This window comes from Martelella sp. FLE1502 (assembly GCF_053484255.1).
On record NZ_JBAKFQ010000025.1, the window covers coordinates 1 to 16,224 of the forward strand.

The window sequence follows — 16,224 nt, forward strand, 5'->3', positions numbered from 1 at the left end:
GCGCACGCCACAAGTGGCCGACTTTTGCTCCGCCCCGTGGCCGGATTTTACTCCGACGTTGACACGCGCGCCCGCATCACGCTTTCGGGGCGACAAAACGGCAGTTCCGGGTCCCTGCTCGACCTTGAAAGGCATATAGAGCTGGCTCCAGTCACCGAACATACCTCTCAAATTCTCTCGGAAAATGTCTCCCGAAAAACTATCGACAGTCTGTCAATGTAGATAGTTTTACGTCGACCGAAAATTCGCTCATCCCGTTTTCGATTTTCACAACCGGCCCGTATTCTGTTCAGAGGATAAGAATACAGGTCAGGTGCAGCATGAGCTACCAGTTTATTCATATACAGACATACGGTGACAGCGCTCGAAGCGTGGGGCAGAACGAAAACCACGTAAACAGTGCACAGCAGGTGTTCGGCGAGGCGATGCGTCTGCCGGAATACTCGCGGCACGTCGACAACCCGCTTTCAGCACATTGCGTGGGTTGACGACGACCAGCTTGTGACTTACGCCAATTTTTGGCTGCGGTATAAGCTCCACCGCGGCGCCGAACTTAATGCCGTTTACGATCTTGACCATGATCGACAAATCAGTGGGCGTGAGCAAAGGGTCTTGATGGGATACGAACCAACGACCCGTCAAAATGATATTCAATTGAATAAACTGCTCGTAGCCGAACGGCAGCGTCGCCCCGGGCTGATGAAATTGCCGCCCTAAGCGCGGGCCGGTCTCCATGGCTGTTTCCGACTTCATTCTGGTCACTTTGAGCCAGGATACCAAAGCGGAAAGTTGGGTTCACGCAGTGAAGCGTGGCTGCGGTTACCAAAAGCGGTCCGGGAAACTACGTCTCGCGTACAGCGCTTCGCGCCATCGCGGCGATAAGGTCTGTCCTCGTCACAATGCCGATGATGCGGTTGTTCTCCAGCACCGGAACCGCGTCAACCTCCCCATCGGCCATCATCGGCAGCAATGCGCTCAACGGGGTCGTTGCCGCCGCGCGCGGACCGCGCACCTGCATAATGTCCCGGGCGATTGTCGGCTTCAGCTGTTCGCGACCGAGCATGTGCCGGAACGCGGGAAGGAAGCTGCGATCGTGCTTCAAGCCCTCTCTCGCAGCCTGACTGATGAGGTGGATCTGAAAGATCACGCCCATGAATTCCGCGCCCGGTCCGACCACCGGAAGTGACGTGAACCTGTGGCGTTCGAACAAATCCGCAACATCGAACAGCGTGGTGTCCGGACCGACCGTAATCAGATTGCGCGACATGATGTCGGTGACCGTCATTGCGCCGGTCTGATGGCTGGCTGCCTGCAGCTCCGCCGCTCCGATGAGCCTTGCCAGATCTTCCACGCCCAGGTTCAGGGACTGCCGATACCGTTGCAGAATATCGACCAGCTCGGCCTCGCTCAGACCGAGGCGCTCGGCAGGCGGCTGATCGCTCGTTCCCTGGACATTCTGCTCCTCGAACTGCCGGAATGGATAGCGCCGGCCGGTCGTGCGCGCGTAGATCCAGGCGATGAGGACGAGAAGCGTTGTTCCGGTTGCCACGGGCGTGATGGCGAAACGAAACCCCAGTTCGTGGATGGCATCGGGGCTCATGGCCGCCGTCATGGCGACAGCCCCGGCCGGCGGATGGACGGCGCGGGCGAGGCTCATGAGCGCAATCGCAATCCCCACCGCCAGGGCGATGCGGAGCGACGGCTCCGAAACGGTGAGACAGACGGCAACGCCGACAATTGCGGCAAGCGTATTGCCGACGATTGCGGACCATGGCTGGGCCAACGGGCTGTTGGGCACCGCGAAGATCAGAACCGAAGTCGCGCCGAAGGGCGCCACGAGATAGAGCCCGAGCCTGAGATCCACCGTCGGCGCCAGAACGAACAGCCCCACGACGACAAGACCGAGCGTGGCGCCGAGACCCGCCCGGATGGATTCCCGAAGGGAAATGGGCGCCATCGCGGGCCCGATAGCCCGGATCAGACGCCCTGTGATTGTCATTGATTTCATCTTCGCAACCGAGTTTCATTCTCCCGCCATCTGGGCCAGATCGGTCTGGCTGTGCGATCGTTCTCCTCGTTATGTCGATACAAACGGGTGTGCAACAGATCATGCCGAGCAAGTATCCCTACCGCTGCACCTTCGGCTATTGTTCTGGCGCAGGACGCTTCCGCCTTGGCCGAAGGCGCTCCAGTCTCTCTTGCCACTATGTCTTGGTCTCCACGCATTCTGCCAGTTGCGCCACCACCGTGCCCCAGCCATCGTGAAACCCGAGCTCTTCATGTTTCTCACGATCGGCACGACTTTTATGCAGCGCTTGCGCGCGGTAATGTGTGCCGTCTGGATGATCGGAAAGGGTGATGATCGCCGTTACAAAGCTGTTTGCGGCAGGTCGCCAGCCTCCAGTCAGCGCGTTTGTGTAGATGATGCGTCTCCCGGCCAGCACATCGAGAAAGCAGGCCGAGAGGTGCGGCACGAACGGCCCGTCATTCTCGCTCATTTCAGTGACGAACGCTCCGCCGGGTCGAACGTCCAGACTGACGACGCGGCAGATCAGGGGATGTGGTATCCACCATTTTGCAAGGCGTTCCGGATCCACCCAGGCGTTCCAGACGCGGTCCCGCGGCGCCTTGATGATCCGGGATACTTCGAGATCGAATTCAGCGGTCACTGTCTGCATTTCTGCCCTCCTGTTCCAGCATTACAAAAGCCTCCAGCCGATCGGCCTGGGCTTCCCAGATTTTTCTCTGCTCCGCCAACCACCGCTCGGCATTGGAAAGGCCTGGTCCGTCGATCACGCAGGTACGGGTTCGCCCAGACTTTCTGGTCCGGATCATCCCGCTGTTTTCAAGAAGCCGAATGTGCTTCATGAATGAAGGCAGCCCCATGTCGAAAGGACTTGCGAGTTCGCTGACGCTGGCCGGCCCCTGCCCGAGGCGGGCAATGACGGCACGGCGCGTCGGATCGGCGAGCGCCAGGAAGATCGCGCTCAGATCGTCGGACATCTGCGAGGCGGCTGTTGCCATCAACCTGCTCCTCAATCCTGTGCGGCGCCGACCAGATTGGTCTGCCCGCGCACATATGTTCCAGCCGACCCATTGCCCGCGTTCTCAAGACGGCACATGATGAGGCCCGATGGCGTTCGCTCCTCGGAAAGAAGTTTGAAACCTGATGGCGCTTGCGTGTCGCCAAACAGCTTTCGCCCCTGGCCCACAATCACCGGCGCGATCGCGATACGCAGTTCATCGACGAGGTTCGCAGCCAGGAGAGACTGACCCAATCTGCCGCTGCCATGCACCTGAAGTTCGCCGCTTTCCTCCCGCTTAAGGGCGGCGACCGTGGCTTCAACATCGCGGTCCAAAACCGTGACCGGGCCCCAGGCGACATCGACTGGGGAGGTGGCCGCCACATACTTATGAAGCGTGTTGAGCCGGGCGGCGTTGCGATCGGCTGGATCGGTAATGGCGGGCCAGACAGCCGAAAACTCTTCATAGGTCCGTCTTCCGAACAGAAATCCGGATGCTGTCGCCGCCCATTCTTCCACGCGTTTCTCCAGGGTCGCATCAACGAAAGGCACAAACCAGCCACCGCGTTCGAAACCATCCGACCGATCCTCATCAGGAGATCCCGGCCCCTGATAGACCCCATCGAGCGACAGGAAATTCAAAATGACAACGCGCATTCCAGCCTCCGGCATGATAGTTTCCCTTTTAGCCAACTATCACGCCGGAATACTTCGCTCAAGAGGAAAGTGAACTCCAAACGTTCCCGATAATAAGGGATGCTCCTGAAGCGCTAGGATCGAAGCGAAGGCTAACCCGCCCTAGGCTCTTTTACCGCTCGTGGCATTCAGCTTTGCCCGTCTTCTGTATATGCTTGCCCGCGCGGAACATTTTACGGGGAGGCTCTTGTCGTGATGGGCGGAACGGAGAACGCATCAAGGCTCAGCGATTTTCTGCTGGAACTTTACCATGACGCCTCGCAATGCACGCCCGACGAACTGCGTCTGCGCGTACTGAATAAACTGCAGCGCTTCATTCCCTTCGATTTCGGTGTGTGGGGCGGCGGCTGGGCTGACGGCCGGCTGGTCACGGACCTGACCGTCCTCAACCAAAGCGAGGCGATATTGGGCGAATGGGACACTGTCGCCCAGGAAGATGCCTTCTGCGACCTGACGCTCAACCGCCTCGGCGCGACCGCCCGCTTCGATGACGTTCCTGACTATCGCGCAAGTCTGGCGTACAACGAGCATTGGCGGCGCTTTGACGCCTCGCATATGATGGCGACGATTGTCGGGGAGAAAACCGACGGCTATGTCAGTTTCGTTGGACTTTGCGCGGATGACAGGCCGGTGATGTTCTCCGATGCCGAGCGCATGTTCAAGCAGATGCTTATGCCGCACCTGTCCCAGGCGCTGCGTATGAACCGGGAGCTATGGACCGGCCGGGCGGCCTTCGAACATGAGGCAATTGCGCTGGTGGACCGGCAAGGCTGGGTGCTGTGCACACAAGGTCCGTTTCACGATTTTGCCGGGCACGAGTGGTCTGGGCATATCGCCCGGCTCCCGGCTGACGTGATGACACTGCTCAAGCAGGGCAAACGTTGGCGCGGGGAACGTCTCGATGTGCGCATGTCCCGGTTTGGCAGTAATCACTTCGTTCACATGTCGGTTCATTCGACGCTTTCGGGCCTGTCCCGACGCGAACGCGAGGTCGCCGGATTATTCTCATCTGGCATGACCAACAAGCAGGTGGCGCGCGCCCTGGGCACATCACCATCCACCGTGCGCAACCAGATCGTACGTATCTACGAAAAGCTTGGCATCTCCAGCAAGGCGGAACTCGCGACACTTGTCGGCGGCATGTAGCACGCCTCTCACGCAATGGAGCAAACGCTCTATTGTCAATCGCCCCTGAACCCGGGATATCCTTGCGGTTCGCCGGAGGTGAATTGACCGTGTTTGGAAACAGACAAGCCCGCAGAAATGCCATGGCGGCCATCGCCGCAGCGTTTGCCTTGCTGGCGAGCGTTGCCCAGGCCGAGATCGACGGGTCCGGCCCTGATGCCTGGCGGGTAACGGGAGTCGCGCCGAACGACGTTCTCAATGTCCGTATGGGACCAGGCGCCGACTATCCCGTGATCGCGACCTTCGCGCATGACCAGCGCGAGCTGCAGCAGATCACCTGCGTGCCATTCTACACAATGGTGCATTTTTCGGCGATGACCGAAGCCGAACTCGATGCCCTGCCGCCGCGCTGGTGCCTCATGCGCACTGCCGATCTGGCTACCGCCGGCTGGGTGGCGCAACGCTACCTGATCGCCGATTTCGACGATGACATCCAGTTCGGAAACGGCGGAGCGCATGAGGGACAAGAGGAAGCGGTTGACGTCGAGAAGATTCTCCCTGCCCCCACGACCGGCCCGCAGGCGTGGTCAGGCGATGACCTGATCGAACACGCGCGAGCGCTCGTCGCGGCGCTCTATGACTATGATGACCATGGCGTAGGGCTTAGCCATCGCGATCCGTCCGCGCCCGACGTGTTTTTCTCCACCGGATTCAGGGATGCTCTGCGATCGCGCCCACCCGGCGCGGACCTGCTCATCGGCGCGCAGGATTTTCAGGGCAGCGTCTCCGAACCGGTTCCCGACCCCGATCAGCCCATGTTCCGGGGCATGATCACCATCAATGTCGAGGTTGAGAATTTCGGCCAGACGCACACGGCCGTCTTCCGCCTGCGCGGCGACGCCACGCGACCCGACGCACCCTTGCGCATCTTCCGCATCGAACATGACGGATGGTCGTACCCATAAGCGCATGAAAGGATCCACTCCATGAACTTAAACCAAGCGCCTCACCTGGCAACCGTCGGCCTCGTCCTCTGCCTGATCGAGCCCGCACAGGCCCAAATCGCAAAAACGCCGGTCGGCATGGTCGATGCCACCATCGATGAAACGCCCTATTCGGGCGAAACGCTCGATATCCCATCAGAGGGAACATCGACGGCTGAATTTCGACCCATGGGGCCGGTGACGTCCATTTCCATCCAGGCGCACAACCCCGATGCCGAGAGCATCATGCGCGACGTCCTGACGATCGAGGTTTCGCTGATGGGTGGCGACGCGTCGGCCTCCATCATGGATGTGTCGGTTTCCTGGTGGCCGGACGGGATGAGCGAACCTTTCTACCTCAGTGAGGACAGCGGGACGCCTGCCGAGATCGTCTTTGATGTGCTTTCGTTGGAAGACGGGGCCGCCGCTCAAGGCCGCTTCTCGGCTGTTGTCTGCCGCAGGGACAGTATGTTTGCGGACGCTGACCCGAACGACTGCCGACGGGTTGAGGGCACTTTCGATACGGATCTGCGCAAGGCCAATTGAGGCGACGTTTTTGGGCGTGCCAGGAATGGAGGGCTGGATAGCAGAAGCATGGCAGGCTCCCCCCAGCGACAAGCGATTTGCAACAGAGACGCCTACTCCGCCTTTCCAGGTGACAGGCCCGAGCAGCGGCTCCTCGCGGATCCGGCCGTAAAAGCCGTGCACCACGGCCCGGATCATCCCCTCGTCCAGAACCTCCGGAAGCGGCTTGCCGTCGATGATAACCGTGCGTTCCGGCGCGGGTCGTCCTCTCATGTCTGAAACTCCTTCTTATGACCGGCCTCAGCCCGCCGGACGATGCGCCTTGATCCGCGCCGGGTCGGTCTCGATGCATCCGGCGCCGATCAGATCGAGACAATAGGGGACCGCCGGGAAAACCGCATCGAGGCAAAGCCTTATCGAGGCCGGACGGCCCGGCAGGTTGACGATCAGGCTCTTTCCGCGCACACCGGCGGTCTGGCGCGAGAGGATGGCCGTCGGCGCCTGTTCCAGACTGATGCGCCGCATCAACTCGCCAAAGCCCGGCAATTCCTTCTCCATTAACGCCCGCATCGCCTCCGGCGTCTCGTCGCGCGGCGCAGGGCCCGTGCCGCCGGTGGTCAGGATCAGGTCGGCGCGAACAGTGTCGCAGAGCTCCGTCAGCGTATCCCGCACCGAGGCGACCCCGTCCGGGATGATGACGCGGTTTAAAGCGTAAGGCGACGTGAGGGTCTCCGCCAGCCAGGTCTCGATCATGGCGCCGCTTTGATCTTCATACTCGCCGCGGCTGGCGCGATCGGAAATGGTCAGTGCAACGATCAGCATCTTAACCTCCTAGCACGGACATCGTCCGCCCGATGCCCTCGACTCGGGTATTAGTAATTGAAAATGCATGTCCCTCGGGCTTCATCGCCACCGCTTGCGAAATCAGCGCATCGGCCGGCGTGTCGTCGTCACTCGTTCGCAACGCATCCCTGAGACCGACCCGGCCTTCATCGCCCATGCAGGTGTAAAGGTCGCCGGTAGCGCTGACGCGCAGGCGGTTGCAGGATGCGCAAAAATCGCACGAGAGCGGCGTGATGAACCCCAGCAGGCCGTCCGTTTCCGCGACTCGCACATAACGCGCAGGTCCGCCGCTTTTCAAGGCAAGCGGCTGAACTGTCCATCGCTTCGAAAGTGTGTCTCGAAGCTGCGAGAGCAAGATATTCGTCGATGCTTGCGCGAATATCGATGTGAGGAAGTGTGGCACTGGCTGAGGAGATGACTCGATCCCAAATTGCGGTACTGAGCTACATCATGTGTCTGGATTCGAAATTTGGTCAATATATAGTATCACTTCGAGACCCCTCTTCTCTATTTTGTTTGACGCAGAACAAACATCGCCCCTCGTGGTGGCGGTCACCTGGGCGGCAGCATAACGTCGGCTTCCAAGGCCCCTCGGGCTCATTGTATTGACGGAGATACTGATGATTTTTCGCGGATTGGTTTCATACCGTTCAAGGGTCCTCGGCATCGCAGGATGCGCGAATAGCCGGTCGCACTGCGTCAACTTGACCCGCCGGTCAGGTGATCATTGACCGTCGCCATAAAAGATGAGTATAAAATACATGTTTTATCCTGGCTCGGCCGCTAGCGACTGGCCGATACTCTGACCGGTGTATCCATGTTCCGCATCTTCGCCCTTTCGTTTCTCGCGCTAACCACCACGATGGCTCCGGTGTGGGCCGAGGATCATGTCGTGAACATGCTCAACCGAGGTGACGATGGCATCATGGTGTTCGAGCCCGGTCTGCTCGTCATTGAGCCCGGTGATACAGTGCGCTTTGTTGCCGCCGAACGGGGACACAATGCCGAAACCATTGACGGCATGATCCCGGAAGGCGCTCTGGGCTTTGAGGGTCGGCTGAACGAGGAAGTCGTGTTTTCGCCCGATATCGAGGGCGTTTACGCCATCAAGTGCAAACCGCATTACGCCATGGGCATGGTCATGATCATCGCGGTCGGTGAAGCTCAGGCGCCTGAGGAATTCGTCGCCCGTCGTGTCCCGCCACGCGCACGCAAGCGGTTCGAGGCTTATCTCGACACGCTTTGAACGCCACGACGTGCAAAAGGAAATCTTCGATGGCGCATCCCGACAAGCAGATCGACTGTCCTGAAGCAGTCGAAAGGAATCCGTCATGAACGGCCTGACAAACGTCCCACTTCGCCGCCGCACGTTCCTTACCGGAATGGCCGGCATGGCAAGCCTGCCCGCAATCGGCTTTGGCGCGGGCCATGCCGCAGCCGCGGCGCCGCTTGCGCAAATATTGCTATCCGGGCCGCCTGCCGGACCGTCGATCACGCTCGCCCAGGCCGCGGCCACGGGCGCGTTCTCGAAGATCGCCGACAAGGCCGCATTCAACGTCTGGCGCAATCCCGACGAAGTCCGTGCCGGCATCACCTCCGGCCAGATGTCGCTGGTGGTGATGCCGGTCCAGGTCGCCGCCAATATGTATAATCGCGGCTTCGGCGTTCGGCTTGTCAACACGCTGACCAACGGACTGCTCTATATCATTGCCACCGATCCGTCTCTGCAAACGGTCGAGGCCTTGCGCGGCAGAAAGCTTGCGGTTCCCTTCCGCAACGACACGCCCGATCTGATCCTCAAGCGGCTTCTCAAGGCCCACGATATCGATCCAGAACAGGATCTGTCGCTCGACACCACGGGCACGCCGGTTGAAGCCATGCAGCTCCTGCTGAGCGGCAGGATCGATGCCGCGCTTGTGCCGGAGCCGGCCGCCTCGGCCGCCATCATCAAAGGCAAGGCCTCCGGTGTGACAGTCACCCGTGCAATCGATGTGCAGAAAGCTTGGGGCGAGACAATGAATGTGCCGCCGGTTCTGCCACAGGCAGGCCTTGCGGTGACAGAGCCATTCTTCGAAGACAATGGAAGCCTCATTCCGGACCTTCATATGGCCCTGGTCGAGGCAACGTCCGCCGTCAATGCGGAACCGGCAGATGCCGCCAACAATGCGGCCTCCGCACTTGGCATGCCCTGGCCTGTTCTGAAAGAAGCGATCGGCTATTCCAATCTGACGGCAACACAGGCGACCACGGCGCGACCGGCAATCGAATCCCTGTTGTCGATCCTTGCCGACAGCGATCCCGGCATTATCGGCGGAAAGCTTCCTGATGACGGATTTTACGCACTTTAGCGCAAGCGTCTTGCGCCCCGTGCTGGATCGCCTCGGCCGGACCGGGCAGTTTCTCTGGTCCGGCTTTGCGGGGCTGGCAGCATTCTCGCTGCTTGCCGCCGTATGGCAATACGGACACGAGCAATGGGGGGCGTTCATTTTGCCCTCCCCGCTCGCAACGCTTACCGCCACATGGGCGATCCTGTCCGATCCGGCTGCATGGTCGCTGATCGCGCAGACTGTCGGACGTGCGCTCCAGGGCTTCCTCCTCTCCGCGTTCTCCGGTGCGTTGCTCGGCATGGTCGCCGGCCATTCCCCGGCAACGATCCGGCTGGCGCGGCCGCTGATCACGATCCTGATCGGCGTACCGCCGATTGCCTGGATTGTTCTGGCCCTGATCTGGTTCGGCGCGGGCGACGGAACCGTCATCGCAACTGTGGTGGTGACGGCCGTCCCCATCATCTTCGCGGGAACGGCCGAGGGTATTCTGAGCCGCGACCGGAAGCTCGATGACATGGCACGCGTCTTCGGCGCAAATGCCTGGCGCAGGATGACAAGCCTGCGTCTGCGACAACTCACCGCCCATCTGTTTACCGCCCTGACGCTGGCCCTCGGCATGTCGTTCAAGGTCGCGGTTATGGCCGAACTGCTGGCCAATGTCGGCGGAATCGGTGGCGAACTGTCGGCAGCCCGCAGTTATCTCGATATCACGCAGGCGCTCGCCTGGGTCATGATCGCGGTGATCGCGCTGCTGATCTTCGAATATGGCGTCATCCATCCCGTCCGGTCCGAGTTCGAGCGCTGGCGGCGTGCCGAAGTCCCGTGGGGGATCAAACGATGAAGACTGGCCTCACCCTGAAAGGGCTCCGTCATGCCTATCTCGGCCGCACGGTGCTGGACCATATTGACCTTGAGGTATCAGCGTCCGAGATCGTCGCCCTGGTTGGTCCCTCCGGCAGCGGAAAAAGCACGCTGGTTCACCTTGCTGCTGACTTGCTGTCGCCGATCGGCGGCCGGGTTGAGCGCAATTACAAACGCCATGCGATGATTTTTCAGGAACCGAGATTGCTGCCCTGGGCCACGGCGGCCGAAAACATCGCCTATCCCTTGAGGATCTCCGGCACCTCGCGCAGGGAGGCCAGGGCGAGGTTGAAGACTGTTGCGGCCAATGTTGCACTCCAACCGGACGATCTTGAAAAATATCCGGGCGAGCTTTCTGGCGGAATGCGCCAGCGCTGTGCAATCGCACGTGCGCTGATTGTCGCACCGGACTTTATCTATTTCGATGAGCCTTTCACCGCTTTGGATGTTGCGCTGAAACGGCGGATGCAGGATCTCGTGATCGCCGCGACGCAATCGTCCAGCTTCGGCGGTATCTTCGTGACCCACGATCTGATGGAAGCCGCACGGATAGCCCATCGCGTGGCCGTGCTGGATGTAGGCGGGGCCGGGATTGTCGGCGAACGTCTGGTTCCCGGAACGCCTGGCATGCGCGATGATGCCGAGCTTTTCGCGCTCTCGCAGCGCTGGATACAGGAAGACCCTGCCTTTCGTCATATTCACGACGTCGACGAAAGGATGAGCGGATGAGCCTTGTCGACACATCCGTTCTGCGCGGCCGGCTCAGCTTCCTGCACGTTGTCGGTGATGAAGGTTTCAGGCTGTTCTTCCCCTTGAGTGCGGTCTACGCGGCTGTCTGGCCGTTCCTGTGGGTCGTTATTCATGGCTACGAACTTCCTGTGGCTGGGGCAATACCACCGAGCATCTGGCATGTGCACGAAATGATCATCGGAGCGTTCGGCGCTGCGCTTCTGGGCTTCATAACAACGGCCATCCCGGAATGGACGGACACGCCGCGCCTTCGCGGCAAGGAGCTCGATGCACTCGCGGCAATCTGGGGTGTTGCACGCATTTGCGGGCTTGTCGGCACTGAGGGCTTCATGTGGATGGGCGCCATCGCGGATATTGTCTGGACCGGCTTTCTTGCGGCCTATGCGCTGCGCGTCAGTCTGGACAAGACGAACAGCAGACTGACCGGTTTTATCCTTTGGCTTGCAGGTCTGTGGCTTTGCGAAACGGCAACGCGTTATGCCTTCGCAACCGGGAACGTGGAACACGCGCAGCTTTTCACCCACCTTTCGGGCTTCATCTTCCTCGGGCTGCTCGGTCTTGCGCTGGCACGCATCACAGTGCCCGTTACCAACGATGTTCTGGATCCATCGGGAGAGACATCCCCGTTCAGGCCGCATCCCGGACGGCTCAATCTCGCCCCCGGTGTGATGACCATTCTGATCGCGGCGGAACTTTCCGGATTGTCCTTTGAGGTCACGGGATTTGTCTTCATCGCCGCCGGCGCGGCCTTTCTCGACCGCGTGGCCGAAGCTTTCGTCGGACGCGCATTTTTCCGGGCTGAAATCGCCGTGCTGGCCGGATCAAGCGCGCTGGCAGGAATCGGCCTCATCGTGATCGGATGCGCCCGGCTCGGGCTGCCGGTAATGGAAACGACAGGCCTGCACATCGCCCTGATGGGAGGGCTTGGCCTCGGCGTCATCGCGGTATTCTGCATTGCCGGGCTAAGACATACGGGGCAGCCGCTCGCATTTTCCGTGGAGACGAGGATAGCAATCGCACTGATCGTCATCGCGATCGCAATCCGAACTCTTCCCGAATTCGGGATCGCGTCCGGGCTCGTCGGTCACCACCACGCAGTGGCGGCAATTTTCTGGGCCGGCGGCTTTCTGCTCTGGCTCAGGGTCTACTGGCCAGCGTTCGCCAATCCCGCAACTCTCAACCAACATGATTGCTGAGAAGAACAATGACGACAATGGCAAGACTGCGCGCATGGCAGGGACCGGCGATTTTCAGCTATGGCTTCCGGCCCTTCTTCCTTTTCGGCGCGCTTGACGCCGCCCTGCTGATCGCACTTTGGGTGCCGTGGTATCTGGGCTTCATCCAGGTGCCGAGCATGTTCACGCCCGTCGCATGGCATGTCCACGAACTGCTTTACGGCTATGTGCCGGCGATCATCGCGGGCTTTCTTCTGACCGCCGTTCCCAACTGGACGGGCCGCCTGCCGGTGGTCGGCTGGCCGCTTGCGGCCCTGTTTGGCCTCTGGCTTGGCGCACGGGTCGTCGTCGCCTTTTCGGCTTCGCTGCCGCCCGCCCTTGTCTATCTTGCGGCTCTCGCCTTCCCGCTGACGCTGATCGGCTTTCTGACCCGGGAAATCCTGGCCGGACATAATTGGCGGAACCTGAAGGTGATCGTGGTCCTTTCGCTGTTTACCGCCACGCAGATCCTGTTTTACTACGAAAACATCCGCTACGGCACGTCGGTCTATGCCGAACGCGCCGCGATTGCCCTCATCATCATGCTGATCCAGACCATCGGCGGCCGGGTCGTTCCAAGCTTCACCCGCAACTGGCTCAAGAAGCAGGAAACTCCGGCGCTGCCGCCTGCTTTCGGCGAATTCGACCGGTTCGTGATGGTGATGAGCGCCGCCGGTCTCGGCGCATGGGTCGTGTTTCCCGCATTTGACATAGAAGAGCCGGTCCTGGGCATGCTTCTGATGGCCATCGGTGCCCTCAACCTGTTCCGGCAATGGCGCTGGCGACCTCTGCAAACCTTTGCCGAGCCGCTGGTCTTCATTCTGCATCTTGCATTCCTGCCGGTCAGTCTCGGCTTTGTCTTCGCCGGCTATGCCGCCTTTACGGGAAGCGCCGGCGCGGAAAGCGCTGCCATACACTGCTGGACCGTAGGCGCCATCGGCGGCATGACGCTTGCGATCATGACCCGCGCCAGCCGCGGCCATACCGGCCATCCGCTGACCGCACCGCCGGCAACGGCGGCAATCTATCTGGCGATCATGACCGCACTGGTCCTGCGTCTTGTGGCTGCTTTCAACCCGGCATGGACATTCACGCTGATGCCCCTTGCCGGCGTGGCATGGGTGGTCGCCTTTGTGGGCTTCGGCGTGGTTTACGGACCGATGCTGTCCAAGCCCCGCAGCTGAAACGGTTACAGCCAGGCCATCGGATCGACGCCGATCAGCAGGCGGTGTCCCTGCAACAGGAACCAGACATAGAAGGCCAGCCCAAGGCCCGTCCAGAGCCAGAAACTTCGATCCGCATGAAAATGCGCGCGTCCTTCAAAGATCGCGAGAAACGGCACGACGGAGGTTTGTGCGCGCACGGTCGCCCATTCGCCATCGCCGAGCCGGCGACGCGCCCGGCGGTCGAGCACCGGCATTCCAACGAGGGCGAGCAGTCCCATACCGCCAAACAGGATCAGCGACACCACATCCCCGTTCGGCGGAATGTGCGCAAGCGACCAGATCAGAAAACCGACCAGCACCGGGTGGCGGGTTATGGCGGTGATCGAGCCTTGTGAGCCCGTCTCACCGCTGCGCCGGAAGGTGATCGAAAACCGGTTTTGCGCCGCAAGCCCTGCGCCAATGAACCAGAAGGCGAACGGCATCGCGATCACCGGAACGAGGGCCTGCCAGGGCGCTGGATACCAGAGGTAAATCAATGGCGCCTGCCGGGCGGCGACAATGATCCAGACCAGAAGCAGGGTCGACAGGAAAGAATAGAGAGTGAGGTAACCACGGCGCCCGAGCAGGGCAATCAGCCGTGCCCGCACGGGCGGCGCCGGCGGAATAACATGGGCCAGCAGGAAAGCGAAAATCGCGAGCAGAAAATTCGTCATGTTTTGGTCCCCTCTCTCGCCGAAAGATAAGAATCATCTTCGATATATGATAATACCGACAACAGAAAAAATGCCCGGATGCGGAATGTCCTCTGCGTTCCGCTGCCGCAGCATCCACGGAGTGCGCCGATGCGTCTGACAACCTTTTCCGACTATGCGCTGCGCGTGCTGACGTATGCGGCATCGGCCGGCGACCGTCTGATCACGATCGAAGAGACATCGGCCGCCTATTCGATCTCGAAGACACATCTGATGAAGGTCGTGAATGTGCTGACCAGAAACGGATACCTTGTGAGTATTCGCGGTCGCTCCGGCGGCTTCCGTCTGGCACTGCCGCCCGAGCGGATCAATCTCGGCGCGGTAATCCGCTCAACGGAGGCCGATTTCGCACTTGTCGAATGTTTTGCGACAGGAAACCAATGCGTAGTTACGAGCTCCTGCAAGTTGCCGACAATCCTGAACGAAGCGCTCGCATCCTTCCTCAGCGTCTTCGACCACTACACACTCGCCGACATTGTGCTCTCGCCTCAGGTCTTCGCTATGGGGTCACCGGCACGATCCTCTCCGCCATAAGGCGAGACGACAAGACAGATCCGTCTCGCCTCCTCTATGGCCAGCGTATGGCGGGAATGGCTCGCTTTCGATACCGCGCTGACGCCGCCAGATGCACAGGTCGATCGCGCCTGGTGATGCGGTATCATGCCGGGCGCGAAAGCCACGCCCGGATCGTCATAGCGCAAGCCGTCCATCATCTCTTCATGCATCCCCATCATCGACTGTTCGTAGGCTTCGATCACCGTCAGAGTGCCAGCTCCGGAGCGCCTGCCCCCAGCTCGCCATCGCCTCCGTTCATATCCGCCAGAGCCAGCGGTCCGCGCGGAAAAAGGCGGCATGAAGACCCCAATAGACGGTCAAGAAAATCACCAGCGCCGAAGCAAGACCGAGTGGGACGCCGATGAGCGAACGCAGGGGCGAATGATCTACGAAGGTTACGGATGGGCAAGAAAAGCCGCTTCGAGTCCATGCAACGTTCGACCTTGTGAAACCCGTTCCAGGCATGGCTGGCATCGCCACGTCTCGCTCGTCATGCTCGCCTTCGCCATCATGCCAACGCCGCGCCACCCCCAAAAACGGTGCGTCGCATCGCCAACCGCCTCGCGCGTTAGCAAATCCGACCCGCACACATCATCCCATGGTCGCTCTGGCGACGAGCCCATATCAAATCAAAATCGCAACTGTAATGCTAACATCAGACACTTCGCCGCACCGGCTCCCACGCCAGCCCACTTGACTTTGATCGATTGCGAGGACACACCTTATCACTATGAACTATACGAGTTTCCATCTCCGCTCCCAACGGGTTCGCCTTATCGTAGGCAAATAGCCCCCGGCCTGGTCGCGTCGCGCCCCGGTCGCGGGGCACAGGCATTTTGCCACCGGGCGCTCGAAACAGCGCCTGTCAAGTGACACAAATCCCTAGATAGCAGAGATAACGCCCGCACTCGCGGCCTTCATTTTGCTGATGATCTCAGCAAGGAGACAGACTGTGCCTTCAAACCAAAAGAAACTGCGCAAACCTGCAATTGTTCTGACGAAAACCGACCACAAGCGCCTTCTGCTTCTTGCCGAACGCTTTGCCGAGCAGAATGCTGACCTTGCCGATTTTCTTATCAGCGAAATCGAACGAGCTCGTATCGTTGAAGACGAACGCATTATTACTGATGTGGTGCGTATGGGCTCGTCTGTTCATTTCACGACCGATCTCGGCGAAGACCGACAGGTAACGCTGGTTTATCCCGGAAAAGCCGATATCGCTGAAGGCAAAATTTCCGTTCTGACTCCCATCGGCGCAGCGTTGATCGGCCTGAAAGCCGGGCATTCAATCGACTGGACGACACGAGACGGCCGGGTCTGCCGCTTGACGGTGGAATCGGTCAACCAGCCCCAGGACCCGGCCGAGCTTTAGGCTCCGCCCTCTTTGAACACGCTATCCGGTTT

General features: G+C 60.3%; 21 protein-coding genes. 12 read left to right on the forward strand and 9 right to left on the reverse strand.

The window, feature by feature from the left end; translation table 11 throughout:
* Positions 1–222: hypothetical protein (locus V6767_RS17885; RefSeq protein WP_448474692.1), on the forward strand; the 222-nt coding region annotated here is incomplete at its 5' end.
* A 111-nt stretch (positions 223–333) separates the two neighbouring features.
* Here V6767_RS17885 and V6767_RS17890 read toward each other — a convergent pair.
* The 5 genes from V6767_RS17890 to V6767_RS17910 form a co-directional block, all read right to left on the reverse strand.
* Entirely contained in the window at positions 334–753 is a 420-nt protein-coding gene (locus V6767_RS17890; protein WP_448474693.1) for a hypothetical protein, read from the reverse strand.
* Between the two features lie 88 nt (positions 754–841).
* A complete protein-coding gene (locus V6767_RS17895; protein WP_448474694.1) occupies positions 842–1,957 on the reverse strand; it encodes an HPP family protein in 1,116 nt (371 codons plus the stop codon).
* 247 nt (positions 1,958–2,204) lie between these two features.
* The gene (locus V6767_RS17900; RefSeq protein WP_448474695.1) at positions 2,205–2,678 is read right to left on the reverse strand and encodes an SRPBCC family protein; all 474 of its coding nucleotides are present in this window, start codon (positions 2,676–2,678) and stop codon (positions 2,205–2,207) included.
* Complete coding sequence (locus V6767_RS17905) at positions 2,659–3,024, reverse strand: ArsR/SmtB family transcription factor (RefSeq protein ID WP_448474696.1); 366 nt, start codon at positions 3,022–3,024, stop codon at positions 2,659–2,661. The genes V6767_RS17900 and V6767_RS17905 overlap by 20 nt, the downstream gene beginning before the upstream one ends.
* Before the next feature lie 11 nt (positions 3,025–3,035).
* Entirely contained in the window at positions 3,036–3,680 is a 645-nt protein-coding gene (locus tag V6767_RS17910; RefSeq protein WP_448474697.1) for a dihydrofolate reductase family protein, read from the reverse strand.
* A gap of 234 nt (positions 3,681–3,914) precedes the next feature.
* On the opposite strand from V6767_RS17910, the gene V6767_RS17915 reads away from it, so the two are divergent.
* The 3 genes from V6767_RS17915 (at position 3,915) to V6767_RS17925 (ending at position 6,373) form a co-directional block, all read left to right on the forward strand.
* Positions 3,915–4,865, forward strand: coding sequence for a helix-turn-helix transcriptional regulator (locus tag V6767_RS17915; RefSeq protein ID WP_448474698.1), 951 nt, complete (start codon positions 3,915–3,917; stop codon positions 4,863–4,865).
* Between the two features lie 122 nt (positions 4,866–4,987).
* Positions 4,988–5,809, forward strand: a complete 822-nt coding sequence (locus tag V6767_RS17920; protein WP_448474699.1) for a hypothetical protein — start codon at positions 4,988–4,990, stop codon at positions 5,807–5,809.
* Between the two features lie 21 nt (positions 5,810–5,830).
* Positions 5,831–6,373 (forward strand): hypothetical protein, encoded by a 543-nt coding sequence (locus tag V6767_RS17925; RefSeq protein WP_448474700.1) that lies wholly within the window; start codon positions 5,831–5,833, stop codon positions 6,371–6,373.
* A gap of 279 nt (positions 6,374–6,652) precedes the next feature.
* On the opposite strand, the gene mog is transcribed toward V6767_RS17925, so the two are convergent.
* Entirely contained in the window at positions 6,653–7,174 is a 522-nt protein-coding gene (gene mog, locus V6767_RS17930) for a molybdopterin adenylyltransferase (RefSeq protein WP_448474701.1), read from the reverse strand.
* 1 nt (position 7,175) lies between these two features.
* Positions 7,176–7,550: a hypothetical protein gene (locus V6767_RS17935; RefSeq protein WP_448474702.1), complete on the reverse strand. Its 375-nt coding sequence runs from the start codon at positions 7,548–7,550 to the stop codon at positions 7,176–7,178.
* A gap of 462 nt (positions 7,551–8,012) precedes the next feature.
* Between V6767_RS17935 and V6767_RS17940 the strand changes: the two genes are divergently transcribed.
* From V6767_RS17940 to V6767_RS17965, 6 genes are all read left to right on the forward strand, one after another.
* Positions 8,013–8,441: a pseudoazurin gene (locus V6767_RS17940; protein ID WP_180902367.1), complete on the forward strand. Its 429-nt coding sequence runs from the start codon at positions 8,013–8,015 to the stop codon at positions 8,439–8,441.
* Between the two features lie 85 nt (positions 8,442–8,526).
* Positions 8,527–9,543: an ABC transporter substrate-binding protein gene (locus V6767_RS17945; protein WP_448474703.1), complete on the forward strand. Its 1,017-nt coding sequence runs from the start codon at positions 8,527–8,529 to the stop codon at positions 9,541–9,543.
* Positions 9,521–10,363, forward strand: a complete 843-nt coding sequence (locus V6767_RS17950; protein ID WP_448474704.1) for an ABC transporter permease — start codon at positions 9,521–9,523, stop codon at positions 10,361–10,363. Before V6767_RS17945 ends, V6767_RS17950 begins: the two co-directional genes overlap by 23 nt.
* A complete protein-coding gene (locus V6767_RS17955) occupies positions 10,360–11,112 on the forward strand; it encodes an ABC transporter ATP-binding protein (RefSeq protein WP_448474705.1) in 753 nt (250 codons plus the stop codon). The genes V6767_RS17950 and V6767_RS17955 overlap by 4 nt, the downstream gene beginning before the upstream one ends.
* Positions 11,109–12,329, forward strand: coding sequence for an NnrS family protein (locus V6767_RS17960; RefSeq protein ID WP_448474706.1), 1,221 nt, complete (start codon positions 11,109–11,111; stop codon positions 12,327–12,329). Before V6767_RS17955 ends, V6767_RS17960 begins: the two co-directional genes overlap by 4 nt.
* A gap of 8 nt (positions 12,330–12,337) precedes the next feature.
* Complete coding sequence (locus tag V6767_RS17965) at positions 12,338–13,531, forward strand: NnrS family protein (RefSeq protein ID WP_448474707.1); 1,194 nt, start codon at positions 12,338–12,340, stop codon at positions 13,529–13,531.
* Between the two features lie 5 nt (positions 13,532–13,536).
* On the opposite strand, the gene V6767_RS17970 is transcribed toward V6767_RS17965, so the two are convergent.
* Positions 13,537–14,226, reverse strand: a complete 690-nt coding sequence (locus V6767_RS17970; RefSeq protein WP_448474708.1) for an NnrU family protein — start codon at positions 14,224–14,226, stop codon at positions 13,537–13,539.
* A gap of 129 nt (positions 14,227–14,355) precedes the next feature.
* Here V6767_RS17970 and V6767_RS17975 point away from each other — a divergent pair, with 129 nt between their 5' ends.
* Positions 14,356–14,799, forward strand: coding sequence for an RrF2 family transcriptional regulator (locus V6767_RS17975; protein ID WP_448474709.1), 444 nt, complete (start codon positions 14,356–14,358; stop codon positions 14,797–14,799).
* Here the strand turns inward: V6767_RS17975 and V6767_RS17980 are convergent.
* Positions 14,754–15,023, reverse strand: a complete 270-nt coding sequence (locus tag V6767_RS17980) for a hypothetical protein (protein WP_448474710.1) — start codon at positions 15,021–15,023, stop codon at positions 14,754–14,756. The genes V6767_RS17975 and V6767_RS17980 overlap by 46 nt on opposite strands.
* A gap of 749 nt (positions 15,024–15,772) precedes the next feature.
* Here V6767_RS17980 and rnk point away from each other — a divergent pair.
* Entirely contained in the window at positions 15,773–16,192 is a 420-nt protein-coding gene (gene rnk / locus V6767_RS17985) for a nucleoside diphosphate kinase regulator (protein ID WP_448474711.1), read from the forward strand.
* The last annotated feature ends 32 nt before the right edge of the window (positions 16,193–16,224 follow it).